Raw genomic sequence first — 19,092 nt, 5'->3', positions numbered from 1 at the left:
CGGGAGCGAGCGCCCGTCAACGGTCTGGTAGGGATCGTCGTACCTGCTAGAGCGAAGGCACCGAGGGTTGCACGGCAAGGCGCTGGCCGACCCTCATCCGAGACATCGTCCTGCGCGTACGGCCGCGCGGCACTTTCCCGGCACGACGAGGCCGTCCGGGCACCGGGGAACGACAGTGACATGAAAGCCGCCGGGCATTCTGCGGCATCCGCCGACGCCGTGCCGAGCCGGACGCCCCTGTCCGCCCGGTTCGGGATCCGGACGCGGTTGGCTCTCTTGGTGGCCGCCACGCTCGTGCCGCTGTCGGCCGTCCAGCTCAACGAGCTGTACCAGCAGCGCCGGCAACGCATCGCCGCGGCGGTCGACCGGGTCCACGAGGCGGCCCAGGACGGAGTCGAGCGCTACCGCGACACCATCGACGAGGCGCGGACCACCCTCGGCCTGCTGTCGCGGGTGCCGGCGGTGGTCGAACGGGATGCGGCCACCTGCAAGACCTTCCTCGATCGGGTCCGCCTCGATCGACCGTGGGCCTCGGCCTTCTTCCTCGTCGACTCCGCAGGGCGCATCACCTGTTCGACGGTGGAAGGAACGCTGGGCCTCGATGTGTCGCAGCGCGCCTGGTATCTCAAGACGATGGCCGCGGGCGCCTTCAGCGTCAGCGACTTCTACGTCACCCTCTCCCGCAAGGCTCCCACCGTGGCCGCGGCCCTGCCGGTCGCCGCCGCTGTCGCCGGGGAGAGACCGCGGACGGTCATGGCCACGCTGGACCTGAACTGGTTCGACGACCTGGCCAAGGCGGTGGGCCAGAAGAACGACGCCACCGTCCTCCTGGTGGACGGCAGCGGACGCGGCCTCGCCCGCTACCCCTCGCTGCCCGGGATCGTCGGCCAGGACCTGTCCGGCTTCGACAACGTCAGGGCGGCCCTCGCCGTCGAGAACGGCCGTTACGAAGGGCGCGACATCCGCGGGACCGAACGCGTCTTCGGCCACAGCCGCCTGCCGGGAACCGACGCCCGCCTGATGGTCGGGCTCAGCCGGGCGACGGTCCTGGCGCCGATCGACGCGCAGCTCGTGCGCGGCGGCCTGCTGCTGCTGGCGATCTCCACCATCCTCGCAGGGGTGATCTGGCTCGCCGGCAAACGCATCTTCGTGGCGCCCCTGGTGCAGGCCTCGCAGGCCCTCAAGGACAGCGAAGCGTTCCTGCGCGGCGTCATCGATGGCTCCGGCGACTGCATCGAGGTGATCGACGCCGACGGCAACCTGGAGTTCGTCAGTCGCAACGGCCTGCGCGTCATGGAGGTCGACGATCCCGCCGCGATCCTGTGCAAGCCGTACCTCGACCTGTGGCCGGAGGCGATGCACGACGCGGTCCGGGCCAAGCTCGCAGAGGCGCGCGCCACCGGGTCGGCACGGATCGAGGGCGAGACCGTGACGGCCAAGGGCAATCCGCTCCACGTGGAGGTGCTGATCACTCCGATCGTCGATGGGAACCGCCCCACCGATCGCCTCGTGGCGATCGCCCGCGACATCACCCATCTCAAGGCGGCCGAGCGGACCGCAAGGGAGGCCGAGCGTGCCGTCCGCGAGAGCAAGGCACGCTATCGGCTGCTGGCCGACCACAGCACCGACATGATCACCCATATGGACCTGACGGGGCGGCGCCTGTTCGTCTCGCCGGGCTCGCGCGATCTCCTGGGCTACGAACCCGACGACCTCGTCGGCACGAGCCCGCAGCAGATGGTCCATCCCGACGATGTCGAGGGGCTGTCGGGCGTCTTCGCCGAACTGGCCTCCGGTGCCAGGGACCGGGTGGTGAACACCAACCGCCTCCGCCACCGGTCGGGCGAATGGGTCTGGGTCGAGGCCTCGATCAAGCTTTTGCGCGACGAGGCCGGAGCGCCGGCCGGTCTCATCGCTTCGGTCCGCAACATCATGGACCGCAAGCGCAGCGACGACGCCCTGCGCGAGAGCGAGGGGCGCTACCGCTTGCTCGCCGAGACGACGAGCGACGTGATCACCCGGATCGACGGCGATCTCCGGCGTCAATACATCTCGCCGTCGTGCATCGCGCTGTTCGGCTGCGGCGCCGACGAACTGACCGGCGTCGACGTTCTGGAGGGCATCCACCCCGACGATCGCCAGGCGGTGCGCGACGGCGCCGGACGCCTGTTCGCCGGAGCCGTGCCGGAAGACCGCGACGCGATCACCTATCGCATCCGGCACAAGGACGGGCACTGGGTCTGGGTCGAGAACCTCGTCAAGCTCGTGCGGGACGAGGCGACAGGGGCGCCGCAGGGCCTGGTCTGCTCCCTGCGCGACGTCTCCGACCGGCACAGGCAGGGCGAGGAACTGCGCCTCGCCAAGGAGATGGCGGAGCTCGCGCGCGCCCACGCCGATACCGCCAACGAGGCCAAGACCGACTTCCTGGCCTCGATGAGCCACGAGATCCGCACGCCGCTCAACGCGATCATCGGCTTCAGCGGTCTCATCCTCGACAAGCGCGAGTCCCTGCCCGACGATGTCCGCCGCCATGCCGAACTGGTGCAATCCTCGGGCGCGGCCCTGTTGACCGTGGTCAACGACATCCTCGACTTCTCGAAGGTCGAGGCCGGGGCGGTCGAGCTCGATCCCCGGCCGTTTCCCCTGCGCGCCCTCGTCGACAATTGCCTGTCGATCACCCGGGGCGCCCGGCGCGGTGGCGACGTCGAGATCACGGTCGACCTCGATCGGGGCCTGCCGCGCGTCCTGGTGGGCGACGAGGCCCGCCTGCGCCAGATCCTGCTCAACCTCCTCAACAACGCCCTGAAGTTCACGAAGGAGGGCTATGTCGCCCTCGTGGTTCGGCACGAGGCGAGTCTGGCCACCGGCGAGCGCCTGCGCTTTGCCGTCACCGATACCGGCATCGGCATCCCCAGGGACAAGCAGGCGCGGCTGTTCAAGCGCTTCAGCCAGGCCGACAGTTCGATCAAGCGCGACTTCGGCGGCACCGGCCTCGGCCTCGCCATCTGCCGGCGCCTCGTGGAGCTGATGGGCGGCGAGATCGGGGTGTTCTCGCAGGAGGGGCGGGGCTCGACCTTCTGGTTCACGGTGACGCTGCCGCGCGGGCGCCTCGACCTCGGCGCGGGCCCGACCGCGGGCGAGGCCGGCGCGCCGCCGCGCAGGACCGGACGCCTCCTTCTGGTCGAGGACGTGGAGATCAACCAGGAGCTCGCCCGGGTGATCATCGAGGCGGCCGGCCATACCCTCGACGTGGTCGGCGACGGTGCCGCCGCCCTCGTCGCGGTGCAGGACAACGACTACGACCTCGTGCTGATGGACGTGCAGATGCCGGGCATGGACGGCATGACGGCGACCAAGCTCATCCGCCGGATGGCCGGGCCCGGGCCGAGGCTGCCGATCGTTGCGATGACCGCCAACGTGCTGCCCGAGCAGATCCGTCGCTTCCGCGAGGCCGGGATGGACGACCACGTCGGCAAGCCGTTCAGGCGCGACGACCTCTACGCCACCATCGACCGCTGGCTGCGCGATCGCGAGCCCGGCGGCGGTCCGGGTCCCGCCGCGCCCGTCGCGAGCGCCTCACGGGCGTGAGGCCGCGCCGGGATCGGGGCGCCGGAGCACGACGACGCGGCCGGGCACGTCGGCGTCGCTTTCGCGCCGGATCGCGGCCTCCTCCGCGAGGCGCAGATCGAGACCGGCCGCCGCGATGGCCTGCGACAGCGCGCCCTCGCCGTGGGCGTAGCGCCCATCCTGCCCCAGCTCGACACCCGGGCCGGGGGGCGACTGGACGGTGAAGGCGGCGTAGCCCCCCACCCGCAGGACGCGGGCGATGGCGCAGAGGGCCGCTGCCAGATCGCCGACGTAGATGAAGACGTCCGCCGATACGACGAGGTCGAAGGCGTCCGCCGGTTCGGTGGCGAGAAAGCTGCGCAGGTCCCCGGCCACCAGCCGGCGATAGCGCCCGGCGCGCTCGGCGTGTGCCAGCATCCCCGGCGAGAGGTCGACGCCGGTGAGATGCGCGACCCGGCCGCCGAGGGCCTCGCCCACCAGCCCGGTGCCGCAGCCGAGGTCGAGTGCGACCGCGAACGGGGCCGCCGCCCCGGCGGCGCGGTCCAGGGCCGCCACCAGCATGGACGGACCCCGGTAGTGGAGGTCGTCCACGAGGTGGCGCTCGAACCGCGGCGCGTAGCCGTCGAACAGGGCGCGGACGTAGGCCGGGGTGATCGCCTCCATCGCCGCGCCCTCGCCCATCCGCGCGAGGTGGAGACGGGCGCCCTGCCCATCCTCCGGGTCGAGATCGAGGGCGTTGGCGTAGGCGCGCAGCGCCGCATGGAACGCGCCCTCGTCACCACCCGCCCGATGCTGCGCCTCCCTGGCACGGCCGAGCAGGAACCAGGCGGGCGCAAAGCGCGGCGCCCGTTCCAATGTCTGTTCGGCCATCTCGGCGGCGGCCGCGACGTCGCCCTCCGCGAGGCAGGCGGCACCGTAGCCGTAGCGGCGGTCGGCCAGGAGATCGCCGGACGAGGTCTGTGGGGTCATCGTGCTGGGGTCATGGGTGGGAGGGTCGCGGCCTGTTCCGGATCGCCCTACATAGCCGCGACCATGACCCCAAGCGCCAGCGATCTCCTCACCCTGACCCGCGAGGGCCTGTACTGCCCGGGCGGCGATTTTCACATCGACCCGACCTGGCCGGTGCCGCGGGCGCTCATCACCCACGGTCATGCCGACCACGCCCGGTCCGGCCACGGCCGGGTGCTGGCGACGGGGGAGACCCTGCGCATCATGGCGGTGCGCTACGGCGAAGCGTTCTGCGACACGCGCCAGGAGGCGCAGCTCGGCCAGCCGATCCGCATCGGCGACGTCACCGTGCGCTTCGTGCCCGCCGGCCACGTCCTCGGCTCCGCCCAGATCGCGGTGGAATCGGGTGGCCTGCGCGTCGTCGTGTCGGGCGACTACAAGCGTGCGCCCGATCCCACCTGCCTGCCGTTCGAGGTGGTGCCATGCGATGTCTTCATCACCGAGGCGACCTTCGGCCTGCCGGTGTTCCGGATGCCGGACACCAGGGGCGAGGTCGACAGGCTCCTGGCCTCCGTCGCGCTGTTTCCCGAGCGCGCCCACATCGTCGGGGCCTATGCGCTGGGCAAGGCGCAACGGGTGATGGCGCTGCTTCGGCAGGCCGGCTACGACGGGCCGATCCATCTCCACGGCGCCATGGAGAAGCTGACGGATCTCTACAAGCGCGAGGGCATCCCGCTGGGCGATACGCCCAAGGTGGTGGCGGCCGACCGGGCAAAGCTCCAGGGCGCCATCGTGCTGTGCCCGCCGTCCGCGATCCAGGACGTGTGGTCGCGAAAGTTTCCCGATCCGGTGACCTCCTTCGCCTCGGGCTGGATGCGGGTGAGGGCCCGCGCCCGGCAGAAGGGCGCCGAACTGCCCCTCGTGATCTCCGATCACGCCGACTGGCCCGACCTGTGCCGCACCATCACCGAGACGGGTGCGGGCGAGGTCTGGGTGACGCACGGCCAGGAGGACGCCCTGGTGCATTGGTGCGGGACGCAGGGCATCGCGGCCAAGCCCCTCCACATGCTCGGCTACGGCGACGAGGGCGAAGCCGAGCCGGCGGCCGAGGTCGCGGCATGAACGACTTCGCCCATCTCCTCGACCGGCTCGCCTACGAGCCGCGCCGCAACGCCAAGCTGCGCCTGCTGCAGGATTATTTCGCCCATGCCCCCGATCCCGAGCGGGGCTACGCGCTGGCCGCGATGACCGGCGGGCTGACCTTCCGCGAGGCCAAGGCGGGGATGATCCGCGGGCTGGTGGAGGCGCGGATCGACCCGGTGCTGTTCCGCCTGTCGTACAACTACGTCGGCGATCTCGCCGAGACCACGGCGCTGATCTGGCCGGGACCCTCGGCGGCCTCTCCTCCCCCTCGTGGGGAGACGGTGGAGGTGGGTGTGGTTCCGCTCGGCGCAGCCCGGGGGCGCTCGGCTACCCCGATCCCTCTCCACGAGGGAGAGGGGAGTCCCCCCCCGATCGGCCACAACGACCCGCCGCCCCACATCCCCACCCTCGGGGAGGTCGTCGACACCCTCGCCACGACGAAGAAGTCCGATCTCCCCGGCCACATCGCCGACTGGCTCGATGCCCTCGACGAGACCGGGCGGTGGGCGCTGCTGAAGCTCATCACCGGGTCGCTGCGGGTCGGCGTCTCGGCGCGGCTCGCCAAGACCGCGGTGGGGGCGCTCGGCGGGCACGAGGCCGATGCGGTCGAGGAGGTCTGGCACGGGCTCGAGCCCCCCTACGCGACCCTGTTCGCCTGGGTGGAGGGCAGGGGGGAACGGCCCCAGACCCTCAACCCGGCGCCGTTCCGGCCGCCGATGCTGTCGCACCCGATCGAGGAGGAGACCGATTTCGACAAGCTCGACCCGGCCGATTTCTCCGGCGAGTGGAAGTGGGACGGCATCCGCGTCCAGCTTGCGGGCGGGCGCGACGCCGAAGGCACACAGGTGGCACGCATCTACTCGCGCACCGGCGAGGACATCTCCGGTGCCTTTCCGGACCTCGCCGAGGCCATCGCCTTCGAGGGCACCCTCGACGGCGAATTGCTGATCCTGCGTGACGAGCGCGTCCAGAGTTTCAACGTCCTGCAGCAGCGGCTCAACCGCAAGTCGGTGACGGGGAAGCTGCTGGAGGAGTTTCCCGCCCACGTGCGGGCCTACGACCTTCTCACGGCCGATGGCGAGGACCTGCGCGAGATGCCCTTCACCGAGCGGCGCGCCCGGCTCGAGGCCTTCGTCGGCGGCCTCGACCACGCCCGCATCGACCTGTCGCCGCTGGTGCCCTTCGCGACCTGGGAGGACCTGGCCGCGGCGCGCGCCGATCCGGCGTCGGCCGGGGCCGGGGCGGATGCCGACGCCATCGAGGGCGTGATGCTGAAGCGGCGCACCAGCCCCTACCTGCCCGGCCGGCCCAAGGGGCCCTGGTGGAAGTGGAAGCGCGAACCGCACGTGGTCGATGCGGTGATGATGTACGCCCAGCGCGGGCACGGGAAACGCTCGTCGTTCTACTCGGACTACACCTTCGGCTGCTGGCGCACGGTGGAGGGCGGCGGCGAGGAACTGGTGCCGGTGGGCAAGGCCTACCACGGCTTCACCGACGCCGAACTGGCCAAGCTCGACCGCTACGTCCGCAACAACACCACGAAGCGGTTCGGCCCGGTGCGCGAGGTCGCCTACGGGCCGGAGACCGGGCTGGTGCTGGAGATCGCCTTCGAGGGCGTGCAGCGCTCCACCCGGCACAAGTCGGGGGTGGCCATGCGCTTTCCACGCGTCAGCCGCATCCGCTGGGACAAGCCCTCGGCGGAGGCCGACCGGATCGACGTGCTGGAGCGCATCCTGGCGCGGGGCGAGCGTGAGATCGCGCCGGGTGCCGCCATGAGCGAGGAGACGCGATGACGGGCGAGGGCAGGATCGGAGACATCACCGACTTTTCGGACGGAGCGGTCTCGCGGCAGGCGAGCGCCCGCATCGCCGTCGCGACGCCCGGTCCGGGGTTCACGGAGATCACCGAGGCGGTCGCGGCCTTCGTGGCCCGCAGCGGCATCACGCAGGGTCTGCTGACGGTGTTCTGCCGGCACACCTCCGCCTCCCTCACCATCCAGGAGAACGCCGATCCCGACGTGCGCACCGACCTGATGACGGCGCTGGACGGGCTGGCGCCGCGCCACAGAGCCTATGTCCACGGGAGCGAGGGGCCGGACGACATGCCGGCCCACATCCGCACCATGGTGACGGATGCGAGCATCGCCGTGCCGGTCGTCTGCGGCCGGATGGGTCTCGGGACGTGGCAGGGGATCTACCTGATCGAGCACCGGGATCGACCGCATCGGCGAGAAATCATTTTTTATATTAGTGGATTATAGATTCGTTTTAAAAATTTATCATTAAAAATTTACATGATATCCCATTTAACCGGTCTCCCTGACATATCTCTTTCAATCAAAAGAGAAATTTGTCCAGGAGTTGCCCGAGGAATCGAGAGTTTTGCTTCGGTAAGATCATTTGCAATTCGGAAAGCCCTTGCTTGGCCAGACTTGAGTACGCGTACTCGACGATTGTATGGCTCAGCGAAATAGAGGTTTACTCCATCACGCCATTTGCATTTTCCGTCTGACCATTGATCGGCAGCAAATAGCGATTGCTCCATTGAGGATGAAACTGATGCATCGAAACAAAGGCCAACGCATAAAAGGTCAGTGCTTAAGTTCACTATATCTCCGGCATTTGGAGAATAGCTTGCAGAGTGTGCGCTACGATGGCGTTTTCGCACTATCCCTTTTACGAGCTCTTGAACTGAAGGTACGCCGATGCCGGCATCAGAAACAAACGTCCGGAATGTATTCCAGCAGTCCGCAACTTGCAAGCTCGATAAAAGATCTTTCAATCCAAGGTCCGATATATTACCAGTATAGTCTCCCGCGACAAATTTACTAAATTGCTGAACTGTGCCATGTCCTGAGGCCATTTTGGATATTTCAGTTCTAAGTTCTAGTTCAAAATCTTCTTCTTGACGTTTTAACATTTTCGCGAATTGTTGAAGATTTGATAATGCGTTTAGTCTTGCTGCTATTCGCAGTTTTTCTGGAAGATCTTCATAGGATAATGGCCAGCGCTCAAGAGTTCGGAGCGCTTCCACCGTTCGATCTCTGACGAATGTTTCCAGTGCAATCAAACTGGAAATGAGAATGCCGCGACGGAGAACAAATACTCCCGGTGTAATTGTGGTTTGCGTCGCGCCCTGAGCCAAATATTCGAGACTTATTGCCTCATTTATTCCTTCAAGGCTTCTCAGAAATTCACCGCGAGCTATACTCATGATCTGTACTCACGCTAAATTCAGAAGCATATCGCGGACTTTTTCAATCCTCAATTTGATCCTTGATGGAGTGTTTGTTCCAAGCCGTACTGCCTCCTCAAACTCAGAATCTAAGAAAAGGCGTTTTGTTTCTTCAATAAGTCGTGGCCGCTCTCCTGATATCAAATTCACTTGTTCGTTGCTGATCAGGGAAGAAGCAATCATTTCAGCATCGTACAATCCTGCCAACGCCTGTTGACGCCAGCGCTGACCATCCCATCGCTGAAATGCCATTTCCCCCCAAAGCGACGCTGTTCTACTTATTGCGTTTTCGAATGGTGAAATAAGTGCTTCTAGCTCCGCTCCTCGGACGTCACGATGTGTCATCATGAACTCATCCATCGACTGAGAAAGGCTTCCGGAGAAATTTTCCCAAGATTGACGCAGCGTCAGAAAGCGTAGAACGTATTCAGCGTCTTGCATTTGCTGGAAAGCAGCGGATTTTGGACCATCTATTTTTAGCGCAGATCTTAAAAGGATGTTTTCTCCAGCTGTATAAATTGCATCGTTCGCATTTCCCCGAAATGCGACATTTCTTATCTCTTGATTATTTAATCGAATCCCCCCGCGATTTAATCGAATGAATACCTCATATTTTAGCCGTGGGTGAGATTGCTTCAAAAGTGTAATTACGCGCAAATAGGGGCGAACACGAAGTGCGCTTTGGAGTGTTTTCGGAAGATCTCGAAAACGCGCGCCATTTAACTCTGGAAACTCAGTCAAACCTTTAATAGCAAATGCATTGTTCAAGTAGTCAGAAACTGCTGAAATTCTTTGCTTTCCATCAATTATTGAATATACGCCATACTCTTCTTCTGCGAGATAGATCGGAGGAACGGGAACATTTAAGAGAAACGACTCGATCAATTCAGATTGACGCTCGACCTCCCAACGCTCTCTCCTCTGATATTTCGGAGATAGATCGATAATCTCGCTATCAACCATCTCCTTCAAACCTTGAAGTGAAAAATCCGACGTTTGCAAAACTAGGTCATTTTGGGATTGCTCGAATCGGCGTTCAATTTCTGCTGCGCTTCCGAGTGCCAAAGGTCTCTCCTGCTAATTTGGTTAAATCATCTTCTAATTGCATTTCCTTGAAAGAGTCCTACTACGCGAACAATTCTACGCTAGAAGACGTTTCAGTCTGTCGTCTCCGTTATAAACGCTCGATACCCCTTCGCCCGCAGCTCGCACGCCGGGCACGTCCCACACCCGTAGCCCCAGTCGTGGCGCTCGCCGCGCTGCCCGAGGTAGCAGGTGTGGGTGTCCTCGACGATCAGCTCTACCAGGCCCTGGCCGCCGGTGGCCTTCGCCAGCGCCCAGGTTGCGGCCTTGTCGATCCACATCAACGGGGTCTCGAGGACGAAGCGGCGGTCCATGCCGAGGTTGAGCGCCACCTGCAGCGCCTTGATCGCGTCGTCGCGGCAATCGGGATAGCCGGAGAAATCGGTCTCGCACATGCCGCCGACGATGCGGCGCAGGTCGCGGCGATAGGCCAGGGCCGCGGCGAAGGTCAGGAAGACGATGTTGCGGCCCGGCACGAAGGTGTTGGGCAACCCGTCCGCCGCCATGGCGATGGCGGTGTCGCGGGTGAGCGCCGTCTCCGAGATCGCGCCCAGCGCATCGAGGGCGACCACGTGGTCGTCGCCGAGCCGCGCCGCCCAGGCCGGATCGAGGGCGGCGATGCCGGTCCGCAGCCGGGCGCGGCAGTCCATCTCGATGCGGTGGCGCTGGCCGTACTCGAAGCCCAGGGTCTCGACGCGTGGGTAGCGCGCCAGCGCCCAGGCGAGGCAGGTGGTGGAATCCTGTCCCCCCGAGAACAGGACCAGGGCGCCCTCGTCGGTCATGGCGCTAGTCGCCCTCGTACTCGGCCCAGGACATCGGCGTCTCGAACACCCGCACCGACGACAGCACCGGCAGGGACGGCTTGGTGCGATGCCAGATCCAGGCCGCGATGTGCTCGGCGGTGGGGTTCTCCAGCCCCTCGACCTCGTTGAGGCAGTAGTGGTCGAGCCGGGCCAGGATCGGCGCGAAGGCGGTCTCGACGTCGAAGAAGTCGACGACCCAGCCGGTATGGGGATCGACCGGCGCGGTCAGGGTCAGCTCGACCCGGTAGGAGTGGCCGTGCATGCGGTGGCAGCGGTGGCTCTCGGGCACGTGCGGCAGGCGGTGGGCCGCCTCGAACGTGAAGGCTTGGGTGATCTTCATGACACGCACTCTACCTGATTCGGACGACCTGTTTCCGACCCGCCGGCCCGCTACGGAATGCCGATGATCTTGTGCGTCTGCAGCGACAGGCGCCAGCGGGCGTCGCCGCGGCAGGCCTCCACCGCCGCCCGCGTATGGGCGATGCGGTCGGGCCCGTCCATCGGCTGGAGCCAGTGATGCCGGAAGGGGAGGGCGGCGAGCGCCGCCAGATCGAACCCGGCCTGCGGATAGACCAGCTTCAGTTCGTGGCCGCTCGTCTGTACGAGCGGGTTGCCGGCCTTGGGGCTGACGCAGATCCAGTCGATCCCCGCTGGCGCCGCGAGGGTGCCGTTGGTCTCCACGGCGATCTCGAAGCCGGCGGCATGGACCGCGTCGATCAGGGCGGCATCGAGTTGCAGCAGCGGCTCGCCGCCGGTGAAGACCACGTAGCGGTGGTGGTCGCCGCCGCCCCAGGTCGCGGCGATGGCCCGGGCCAGCGCGTCGGCGTCGGCGAAACGCCCGCCGCCGTCGCCGTCCATGCCGATGAAGTCGGTGTCGCAGAAGCGGCAGGCGGCATCCGCGCGATCCTCCTCCCGGCCGGACCACAGGTTGCAGCCCGAGAACCGGCAGAACACGGCGGCGCGCCCGGCCTGTGCGCCCTCGCCCTGGAGCGTGTGGAAGAGTTCCTTGACGGCGTAGGACATCGCGTTCCCGTAGAACGGTCGATAGGGCCGGCCGACGTGGCCGGTCGAGTGCGAGCCCATAGACCCCGCGCGGGGCCGACGCCACCACACCCGCCTGTGCATGGCCGCGCGGGGCGGCCATCTTCGCCATGCTCTCGCCACGGAACACGGGTTGGAGTGGCCTCGTGGCGGGTGCGGCGGACCCGTCATCGCCCCTGCGGTCACGTCCGGACGACCGGGCGGGCACGCCGCCCCATCCGAAGACCGCACGCCGCGACGGGACCGCCCCGTCGCGATCGTCCCCGTCGAGACAGGCCTGATGTCGAACCGATTCTTGAGGCGCTTCGTCCTTGGGCTCACCGCTGCGGCGGGCCTGTTCGCGCCGTGTGCGGCGCAGGCGGTCACCGCACCGATGCTGGTGGTGGACGTCGATTCGGGCAAGGTGATCCATGCCCAGGGCGCCACCGACCCGTGGTTCCCGGCTTCCGTCACCAAGCTGATGACCGCCTATGTCGCCCTCGACATGGTCCGCCAGGGCAAGGTGAGCCTCGATTCGCTGATCACCATCTCGCCCCAGGCGGCGGCCGAGCCGCCCTCGAAGATGGGCTTCAAGCCGGGCACCCAGCTCACCCTCGACAACGCCCTCAAGATCATCATGGTCAAGTCGGCCAACGACGTGGCCTACGCGATCGGCGAGAACCTCGGCGGCTCGGTCGAGGGCTTCGCCGCCGCCATGAACGAGACGGCCCAGCGGATCGGGATGCGCGAGAGCCGCTGGACCAACCCGCACGGACTGCCCGACCCACGCCAGTGGACGACGGCGCGGGACATGGCCGTGCTCGGGCGCGCCCTGATCCGGGACTTCCCCGATTCCCGCCCGCTCTTCTCCATCAGTGCCATCCAGTTCGGCCGCTCCGTCATGGCCAACCACAACGGCCTGCTCGGGCGCTACGCCGGTACCGACGGCATGAAGACCGGCTTCATCTGCTCGGGCGGCTTCAACGTGGTGGCGAGCGCCACCCGCAACGGCCGGCGCATCATCACCGTGGTGATGGGCCAGCCGAGCGCGCGCGAGCGCGACATCAAGGCGGCGGACCTGTTCGACTACGGCTTCACCCAATCGCCCGGCTGGGGGGCCGCGACCCTCGAGACGCTGCCGACCTCCGCGATCTCCGAGCCGCCGGACATGCGCCCCTACATCTGCGACCGCCGCAAGCCGATGCCGGTGGACTCCGGCCAGGCCGCCGTGGTCGCCGGCGCCGCCGCCGACCAGGCCAACACCCAGTTGATGGCCTCGGTCTCGCCGCTCCCCGCCGCCCTCGCCTTCGCCACCATGAACAGTGCCGCCCTGCGCAACCGCGCGCTGCCCCCGCGCGCGCCCCTGCAGCCGATCCTGGTCTGGATCGGCCGCGATCCCGCCGAGGGCGCCATCGCCCTCAGCCAGCAGGAGGACGCGGACAAGGCCGAGAAGGCCGCCGCCCGCACCGCCAAGCTGGAGGAGGGCAAGGCCAAGCGCGAAGCGGCCCGCGAGGCCAAGCAGGCGAAGACCCGGGCGATCCAGGACAAGCCCGCTTCGAGCACGGCGAAGGCGACCGTCAAGACACGGCCCGGAACGCCCGCGTCCGCCAGCGCCTACACCGCGGTGGAGACCACGCCCGTCCTGGCGGGCGGCGCGAAGGTGAAGGCAGAGGCCGTCAAGCCGGCCAAACCGAATGCGGCCAAGGCGACCCCGGCCAAGGCGACCCCGGCCAAACCGGCGGCCAAAGCCGGCGACAAGAAGCCCGAGAAACCGGGGACGACCAAGGCCGCCGCCGGGCGCGCCGCGCGCGACTGAGCGCCCGGGCGCGGGTGACGGGGGCGGGAAAACCAGCGTAAGGCGATCCGCATGACAGACGCGCGCCGCCCGGACCCGATCCCGCTCACCGTCCTCACCGGCTTCCTCGGAGCCGGCAAGACGACCCTCTTGAACCGCCTGCTGCGCGACCCGGCGCTGGCCGACACGGTGGTCATCGTCAACGAGTTCGGCGAGATCGGGCTCGACCACCTCCTGATCGAATCGGTCGACCAGGACATGATCCTGCTCGGCGCCGGCTGCCTGTGCTGCACCGTGCGCGGCGACCTCATCGCCACCCTCGAGGACCTTCTGCGCAAGCGCGACAACGGCCGCGTCACGCCGTTCCGCCGGGTCGTCATCGAGACGACGGGCCTGGCCGACCCCGCGCCGATCCTGCACGCACTGATCTACCACCCCTATCTGGTGATGCGGTACCGGCTGCAGGGCGTCGTCACCGTGGTCGATGCCGTCAACGGCGAGGCCACCCTCGACGCCCATCCCGAGGCCCTGCGCCAGGCGGCGGTGGCCGACCGGATCGTCGTGGCCAAGGCCGATCTCGCCCGCGATGGCGGGGCGGCCCTGCGCGGGCGGCTCGCCGCCCTCAACCCCGGCGCCGGCATCCACGAGGGCGACGTCGCCGCGGCCGATCTTCTCGGAGGGCTGTTCGGCGTCGAGGGCAAGAGCGCGGACGTGCGCGCCTGGCTCGGTGCGGAGGCGGTGGACCACCACCACCACCATCATGGGCATCACCACCACGACGTGAACCGCCACGACGCGGCGATCCGTGCCTTCACGCTGACGAGCGAGACACCGGTGCCGCGCCCGGCGTTCGAGATGTTCCTCGATCTGCTGCGCTCGGCCCACGGCCCCAAGCTGCTGCGCCTGAAGGGACTGGTCGGACTCGCCGATTCGCCCGATCGCCCCGTCGTCGTCCACGGCGTCCAGCACATCATCCATACCCCCGTGGTCCTCGAGGCCTGGCCGGATTCCGATCGCCGCTCCCGTCTCGTCCTGATCGTGCGCGACCTCGACACCGCCTTCGTCCAGGGTCTGTGGGACGCCTTCCTCGGCCGTCCGCGCCTCGACGCGCCGGACGCGGCGGCGCTCACCGCCAACCCCCTGGCGATCCCCGGCGGCTGAAACGGCCTTCGGCGGTCCCGGTCCCGGTCGGCGGCAAGCCGGCATCGATCTTGGTACCCGGGTGGTGAGGGACGCGCCGTGACGGCGGCGGCGTCCCGGATCGAGACATCCCCACCCGGGATCAGGACGATTGCATGCGACACAGGTTCAGGGTGATCCAAGGTGGCCTCGGGCAAGGCGGCATCGGGCAAGGCGGCATCGGATGGCCGCGGCCGGAGGCGGAGCCCGTCAGGCCCGGGCCGGACACCTGGTCGGTCGAGATCGTGAAGGCGTCGGCGGTCACCGACGAGCGGGTGGTGGCCTGGCGCGACCTGCTCGCGCGCATGGGCGTGCCCACGCCGGTCTTCGCCGATCCCGACTACCTGCTGGCGGCGGCGCAGCATCAGGAGCGCGGCGTCGAGCCGGCGTTCGCCTTCGCTCTCGCCGGGTCGGCGGGACGGACCCGCATCGAGGGCGTCGTCGGCCTCGTCATGCCGTCGGCCGTATGGGGGCGTGGCCGTGTCCGGCCCTGGCAGCCGCCGGGCCTGACCCTCGCCCCGACCGTCCATCCTGCCCATGCCGGCGCCGTCGCGCAGGCCCTCGACGAGGGCCTCGTCGCCCTCGGAATGCGCCTCGACCGCTCCGGTGCCGAGATCGAGCCGGCCGCGTCGCTGCTCGAACGAACGATGGCACCGTTGCGCTCGGCCGTGAGCGCCCGCCGCGATATCCCCGCGGGGAACGTCCTCGGTATCCGCCCCCCGAATGCCATCGCCCGCGACCGGTCGGAGATCGAATGTGTGGTCGACCCCGGCCGCATCCGCGATGCCGTCGAGGACTTCCTCGGCCTCGACGCCCGCGTGTCGGCGCGACCGATCCTCGACGATCCCTCGCAGGCGATCATGGTGCGTGTGGTGACCCGCCGCTTCGGTCGGCGCGGCGAGGCCTGCGTCGACCTTGTGAGACGGTCGGGACGCCTCGTCGCGGGCCGCATCCACTTGGGAACCGGCGCCGGCGCAGTGCTGTGGAAACAGGCGGAGGATCGGCGCAGCGTCGTCGCCGCGGTGCCGAAGGACGACCGTATCCGCGGCTAAGCCGCGGGGCGGGACTACTCGTCCTCGCCGAACCGGTTGGCGAGGAGGGCGACGATCGCGTCCATGCAGGCGCGGGCGTCCGGCCCCACCGAGGTCACCGCGATGGTCGTCCCCTGGGCCGCGCCGAGGGTGAGAAGGCCCATGATCGAGCGACCGCCCACGGTCTCGCCGGACCGCGTGACCGTGACCTGGGCGTCGTAGCGCTCGACGGTCTGGACGAACTTGGCGGAGGCGCGCGCGTGCAGCCCACGTCGGTTGATGACAGGAACGACCTCCAGCAGTCCGCCCTCGGGCACCGGTGGGAGATCGTCGTCCTCGGCCTCGAAGGTCTCGCTCATCGGGTGCGGGCCGCTTCCTCGGTTCGGCGCGGTCGCTTCGGCCACGCTCTCATGATGGAACCGTGGTTAAGCCCTTCCCGCGTCCGGCGAAAGCTCATTTTCCCGCAAGGACCCGCGAGGCGACGTTAATGTACTTGCGCCCCGCCTCCTGGGCGTGGAGCACCGCGTCCCCGAGGGTCTCCTCGTCGCGGACGCTGGCGAGCTTGATCAGCATGGGAAGGTTGATGCCGGCGACCACCTCGACGCAGCCGCCGCTCATACAGGACAGGGCGAGGTTCGACGGCGTGCCGCCGAACATGTCGGTGAGCACGACGACGCCGTTGCCAGTGTTGACCCGGCCCACCGCCGACATGATGTCGAGGCGGCGGGTTTCCATGTCGTCCTCGGGGCCGATCGTGATCGTCTCGATCTGCTTCTGAGGACCCACGACGTGCTCGAGCGCGGCTTTGAACTCCGTCGCGAGCAGCCCGTGGGTGACGAGCACCATTCCAATCATCGACGCATGTTCCAGCGCTCTCGAGAAGCCGCTGCCATTTTGTGCAGCGCAATGTCGTGCGCAAGACGGTCGCGACGTTTTGTACGGCACAACGTCACGATCATGCCATGGTGGATGTGCCGAGGCTACGGGTCGCCGTCATGCCACGCTGCGAGAATCGGCAGGTGCGTCTGCGCCGCAACGCACACGGCCTGCGTGTCGAGGGCGTCGAAGACCAGCCGGACCCCGAGACCGCTCCGCAGGAGCCCTGGTCCGAGGGTGAGACGGGGCAGGGCGACGTCGAGGAGGGTGACGCGATCCGCGCCGTGCTCGGGCAGGCGTTCGTCATCGCGTCCCAGATCGACCACGAGGCGCACAACCGCCGCGTCGTGCGTCGCAGCGAGGCGCCGGATGCCGTGGCCGCGAACCTCGGCGAGCCCCGCCAGATCCGGATGCGGACCGGCGACGAGGCGCCCATGGTGTCGTTCGAGCCGGATGCGGTCGTCGCCCACGAGACCGGCATGGATGCCGCCCATCGCCGCCCGATCGAGGAGCGCCAGGGCGAGGGCGGTCTTGCCCGTCCCCGATTGGCCCCTGATCAGAACGCCGGCCTCGCGGATCGCCACGGCCGTCGCATGCACGGTCTCACGAAGGGGCGAGGCGACCGGCATCGGCCGCGATCAGCGCAGCGACGGCAGGCGCACGATGAAGCGGGCGCCGCGGATCGTGGGCTCGCCGTCCTCGTCGGCGGGGCCGGGCCGGTTCTCGGCGCGGATGGTGCCGCGATGGGCCTGGACGATCTGGCGGGAGATCGACAGCCCGAGGCCGGAGTTCTGGCCGAATCCCTGCTCGGGGCGGTCGGTGTAGAACCGCTCGAAGATCCGCTCCAGCGCGTCCTGGGGAATACCCGGGCCCTCGTCCTCGACGATCATCTCGACCTCGCCCTTCACGCGGCGCAGGGCGACCCGGACCTTGGCGTCGGGGGGGGAGAACGAGCGGGCGTTGTCGAGGAGGTTGTTGATCACCTGCCCGAGCCGGCTGTCGTGGCCGAAGATCATGAACGGCGCCTCGACGTCGCCGGGCGGCGCGTCGACGTCGAACTGGATGAAGGCGTCCTTGGCGCGCTTGCGCTCGTTGGCCACCGAGACGACGGTGGTGAGGAGCTTGCGCAGGTCGACCCGTCGCGCCTCGGCCCGCGCCAGTTCGGCATCGAGGCGTGAGGCGTCGGAGATGTCGCTGATCAGGCGGTCGAGGCGCTTCACGTCGTGCTGGATGATCGCCAGGAGCCGCCCGCGCGACTCGTCGCTGCGTGCCAGCGGCAGGGTCTCGACGGCGCTGCGCAGGGAGGTGAGCGGGTTCTTGAGCTCGTGGCTGACGTCGGCGGCGAAACTCTCGATGGCGTCGATACGGCGGTAGAGGGCCTGGGTCATGTCGCGCAGGGCGCCCGAGAGGTGGCCGATCTCGTCGGTGCGGCCGGTGAAGTCCGGGATCTCCTCGCGCGACTTGATCCCCAGGCGCACCTTCTCGGCCGCGTCGGCCAGGCGCCGGACCGGGCCGGCGATGGCACCGGCGAGCAGGATCGAGAGCACCAGCATCACCAGGGCGGCGATGAGGAAGACCTGCAGCAGGCCGAACCGCTCGGAGGCGATCACCCGGTCGATGTCGCCCCCTTGCGTCGAGAGCATCAGGGCGCCGCGCACGACGCCGCCGCGCTGGATCGGCACCGCCACCGAAACGATGGTCTCCGTCGCCCGGTTGCGACGGACCACGGTGCCGCGCGACCCTGCAAGGGCGACCTGGACCTCCTTGAGGGATTGGCCGTTGGTCGGCCCGGCCTCGTCGGGCTGCGCCGGGGGGTCTCCCAGGACCGCGCCGAAGATCTTCGCCTGGACGAAGTCGTAGGCCTGTTCGAGCACGTTGCGGCGATGCCGCGGCAGGCCGTCGGCGCGCCCGATCTCGCCGCGGGCCGACAGCGTGCGGGTGTCGAACAGGAGGCCGCCGTCCTGGTCGTAGACGCGGGCACGATTTCCGGTGGGCGTCACCAGGCGGCGCAGCAGCGGCGCCACCCGTTCCGGGTTGAGGGAGAAGGTCAGCGGCGAGGGGTTCTCCTCGCGCAAGGATCCGGGCTCGCCCGCCTGGAGCTGCAGGAGCTTGTCGGGATCGATCCGGATGGCGTCCGTCTCCACGGAGGCCGAGGAGGCGATCGCGCCGGCGATGATCTCGCCCTGGATCAGCAGGCTCTGGACCCTGGCCTGGATCAGGCCCTGTCGGAACTGGTTGAGATAGAGGAAGCCGAACAGGAGGGCGAAGAGCCCCACGAGATTGAGGACGACGATGCGCCGCGTCAGGCTCGAGGAGGCCCTCTGCCCGATCCCGCGCCACAGCAGGCGCGGCCACGCCAGCAGGCCGCGCGGGGGAATGTTCTCGTCGGAGGGAGCCACGGTGGTCCGGGTCG

The 19,092-nt window shown here is 68.0% G+C and carries 17 protein-coding genes; 7 read left to right on the top strand and 10 right to left on the bottom strand.

The genetic code is table 11. From position 1 onward, the window contains the following. The first annotated feature begins 267 nt into the window (after window positions 1-267). A complete protein-coding gene (locus ASF39_RS08760; protein WP_210168661.1) occupies window positions 268-3,588 on the top strand; it encodes a PAS domain S-box protein in 3,321 nt (1,106 codons plus the stop codon). Here the strand turns inward: ASF39_RS08760 and ASF39_RS08755 are convergent. Beyond that, complete coding sequence (locus tag ASF39_RS08755; RefSeq protein ID WP_056282863.1) at window positions 3,577-4,536, bottom strand: methyltransferase domain-containing protein; 960 nt, start codon at window positions 4,534-4,536, stop codon at window positions 3,577-3,579. The two genes, ASF39_RS08760 and ASF39_RS08755, sit on opposite strands and share 12 nt — an antisense overlap. Before the next feature lie 63 nt (window positions 4,537-4,599). On the opposite strand from ASF39_RS08755, the gene ASF39_RS08750 reads away from it, so the two are divergent. Genes ASF39_RS08750 through ASF39_RS08740 form a run of 3 tightly spaced genes read left to right on the top strand, consistent with a single transcriptional unit; the run spans window position 4,600 to window position 7,918 of the window. Then, entirely contained in the window at window positions 4,600-5,637 is a 1,038-nt protein-coding gene (locus ASF39_RS08750; protein ID WP_056282860.1) for a ligase-associated DNA damage response exonuclease, read from the top strand. Beyond that, the gene (locus tag ASF39_RS08745; RefSeq protein ID WP_056282856.1) at window positions 5,634-7,451 is read left to right on the top strand and encodes a cisplatin damage response ATP-dependent DNA ligase; all 1,818 of its coding nucleotides are present in this window, start codon (window positions 5,634-5,636) and stop codon (window positions 7,449-7,451) included. The genes ASF39_RS08750 and ASF39_RS08745 overlap by 4 nt, the downstream gene beginning before the upstream one ends. Continuing rightward, window positions 7,448-7,918: a secondary thiamine-phosphate synthase enzyme YjbQ gene (locus ASF39_RS08740; protein ID WP_056282854.1), complete on the top strand. Its 471-nt coding sequence runs from the start codon at window positions 7,448-7,450 to the stop codon at window positions 7,916-7,918. Before ASF39_RS08745 ends, ASF39_RS08740 begins: the two co-directional genes overlap by 4 nt. 29 nt (window positions 7,919-7,947) lie before the next feature. On the opposite strand, the gene ASF39_RS21140 is transcribed toward ASF39_RS08740, so the two are convergent. The 5 genes from ASF39_RS21140 to queE form a co-directional block, all read right to left on the bottom strand. After that, window positions 7,948-8,871 (bottom strand): hypothetical protein, encoded by a 924-nt coding sequence (locus ASF39_RS21140; RefSeq protein ID WP_156648436.1) that lies wholly within the window; start codon window positions 8,869-8,871, stop codon window positions 7,948-7,950. A gap of 9 nt (window positions 8,872-8,880) precedes the next feature. Then, window positions 8,881-9,957 (bottom strand): DUF262 domain-containing protein, encoded by a 1,077-nt coding sequence (locus ASF39_RS20385; RefSeq protein ID WP_156648435.1) that lies wholly within the window; start codon window positions 9,955-9,957, stop codon window positions 8,881-8,883. A gap of 92 nt (window positions 9,958-10,049) precedes the next feature. Continuing rightward, complete coding sequence (queC, locus tag ASF39_RS08735) at window positions 10,050-10,757, bottom strand: 7-cyano-7-deazaguanine synthase QueC (protein WP_056282850.1); 708 nt, start codon at window positions 10,755-10,757, stop codon at window positions 10,050-10,052. 4 nt (window positions 10,758-10,761) lie between these two features. Next, window positions 10,762-11,118: a 6-carboxytetrahydropterin synthase QueD gene (gene queD, locus ASF39_RS08730; RefSeq protein WP_056282848.1), complete on the bottom strand. Its 357-nt coding sequence runs from the start codon at window positions 11,116-11,118 to the stop codon at window positions 10,762-10,764. 50 nt (window positions 11,119-11,168) lie between these two features. Beyond that, on the bottom strand, window positions 11,169-11,801 hold the full coding sequence (gene queE, locus ASF39_RS08725; RefSeq protein WP_056282845.1) for a 7-carboxy-7-deazaguanine synthase: 633 nt from the start codon (window positions 11,799-11,801) through the stop codon (window positions 11,169-11,171). Between the two features lie 298 nt (window positions 11,802-12,099). Between queE and ASF39_RS08720 the strand changes: the two genes are divergently transcribed. The 3 genes from ASF39_RS08720 to ASF39_RS08710 all read left to right on the top strand — a co-directional run bounded on the left by ASF39_RS08720 (window position 12,100) and on the right by ASF39_RS08710 (window position 15,824). Continuing rightward, the gene (locus tag ASF39_RS08720; protein ID WP_056282843.1) at window positions 12,100-13,614 is read left to right on the top strand and encodes a D-alanyl-D-alanine carboxypeptidase family protein; all 1,515 of its coding nucleotides are present in this window, start codon (window positions 12,100-12,102) and stop codon (window positions 13,612-13,614) included. A gap of 51 nt (window positions 13,615-13,665) precedes the next feature. Beyond that, window positions 13,666-14,754 carry a GTP-binding protein gene (locus tag ASF39_RS08715; RefSeq protein WP_056282839.1) on the top strand — a complete coding sequence of 363 codons (1,089 nt, stop codon included), beginning with the start codon at window positions 13,666-13,668 and terminating at the stop codon, window positions 14,752-14,754. 134 nt (window positions 14,755-14,888) lie between these two features. Further along, complete coding sequence (locus tag ASF39_RS08710; protein ID WP_156648434.1) at window positions 14,889-15,824, top strand: hypothetical protein; 936 nt, start codon at window positions 14,889-14,891, stop codon at window positions 15,822-15,824. A 14-nt stretch (window positions 15,825-15,838) separates the two neighbouring features. On the opposite strand, the gene ASF39_RS08705 is transcribed toward ASF39_RS08710, so the two are convergent. From ASF39_RS08705 to ASF39_RS08690, 4 genes are all read right to left on the bottom strand, one after another. Beyond that, window positions 15,839-16,162 carry an HPr family phosphocarrier protein gene (locus tag ASF39_RS08705; RefSeq protein ID WP_055887880.1) on the bottom strand — a complete coding sequence of 108 codons (324 nt, stop codon included), beginning with the start codon at window positions 16,160-16,162 and terminating at the stop codon, window positions 15,839-15,841. Window positions 16,163-16,256: 94 nt separating this feature from the next. Beyond that, window positions 16,257-16,658, bottom strand: a complete 402-nt coding sequence (locus ASF39_RS08700; protein ID WP_055887883.1) for a PTS sugar transporter subunit IIA — start codon at window positions 16,656-16,658, stop codon at window positions 16,257-16,259. Window positions 16,659-16,783: 125 nt separating this feature from the next. Further along, entirely contained in the window at window positions 16,784-17,308 is a 525-nt protein-coding gene (locus tag ASF39_RS08695; protein ID WP_082494449.1) for a hypothetical protein, read from the bottom strand. Between the two features lie 9 nt (window positions 17,309-17,317). Next, entirely contained in the window at window positions 17,318-19,078 is a 1,761-nt protein-coding gene (locus ASF39_RS08690; protein ID WP_055888099.1) for a sensor histidine kinase, read from the bottom strand. Between the last annotated feature and the right edge of the window lie 14 nt (window positions 19,079-19,092).

It is taken from the genome of Methylobacterium sp. Leaf108 (assembly GCF_001423265.1).
Taxonomy (GTDB): Bacteria; Pseudomonadota; Alphaproteobacteria; order Rhizobiales; family Beijerinckiaceae; genus Methylobacterium.
The sequence above is the reverse complement of the archived record's forward strand: the minus strand, read 5'-3'. Positions and strand labels throughout refer to the sequence as shown.

What these genes read in the sequence shown, in the direction of transcription:
- ASF39_RS08750 (WP_056282860.1), top strand. Translation starts at nt 4,600, where the DNA reads ATGACCCCAAGCGCCAGCGATCTCCTCACCCTGACCCGCGAGGGCCTG.
- ASF39_RS08720 (WP_056282843.1), top strand. Translation starts at nt 12,100, where the DNA reads ATGTCGAACCGATTCTTGAGGCGCTTCGTCCTTGGGCTCACCGCTGCG.
- ASF39_RS08715 (WP_056282839.1), top strand. Translation starts at nt 13,666, where the DNA reads ATGACAGACGCGCGCCGCCCGGACCCGATCCCGCTCACCGTCCTCACC.
- queC (WP_056282850.1), bottom strand. Translation starts at nt 10,757, where the DNA reads ATGACCGACGAGGGCGCCCTGGTCCTGTTCTCGGGGGGACAGGATTCC.
- ASF39_RS08710 (WP_156648434.1), top strand. Translation starts at nt 14,889, where the DNA reads ATGCGACACAGGTTCAGGGTGATCCAAGGTGGCCTCGGGCAAGGCGGC.
- ASF39_RS08740 (WP_056282854.1), top strand. Translation starts at nt 7,448, where the DNA reads ATGACGGGCGAGGGCAGGATCGGAGACATCACCGACTTTTCGGACGGA.
- queD (WP_056282848.1), bottom strand. Translation starts at nt 11,118, where the DNA reads ATGAAGATCACCCAAGCCTTCACGTTCGAGGCGGCCCACCGCCTGCCG.
- ASF39_RS21140 (WP_156648436.1), bottom strand. Translation starts at nt 8,871, where the DNA reads ATGAGTATAGCTCGCGGTGAATTTCTGAGAAGCCTTGAAGGAATAAAT.
- ASF39_RS08745 (WP_056282856.1), top strand. Translation starts at nt 5,634, where the DNA reads ATGAACGACTTCGCCCATCTCCTCGACCGGCTCGCCTACGAGCCGCGC.
- ASF39_RS08705 (WP_055887880.1), bottom strand. Translation starts at nt 16,162, where the DNA reads ATGAGCGAGACCTTCGAGGCCGAGGACGACGATCTCCCACCGGTGCCC.
- ASF39_RS08695 (WP_082494449.1), bottom strand. Translation starts at nt 17,308, where the DNA reads ATGCCGGTCGCCTCGCCCCTTCGTGAGACCGTGCATGCGACGGCCGTG.
- ASF39_RS08755 (WP_056282863.1), bottom strand. Translation starts at nt 4,536, where the DNA reads ATGACCCCACAGACCTCGTCCGGCGATCTCCTGGCCGACCGCCGCTAC.
- ASF39_RS08700 (WP_055887883.1), bottom strand. Translation starts at nt 16,658, where the DNA reads ATGATTGGAATGGTGCTCGTCACCCACGGGCTGCTCGCGACGGAGTTC.
- queE (WP_056282845.1), bottom strand. Translation starts at nt 11,801, where the DNA reads ATGTCCTACGCCGTCAAGGAACTCTTCCACACGCTCCAGGGCGAGGGC.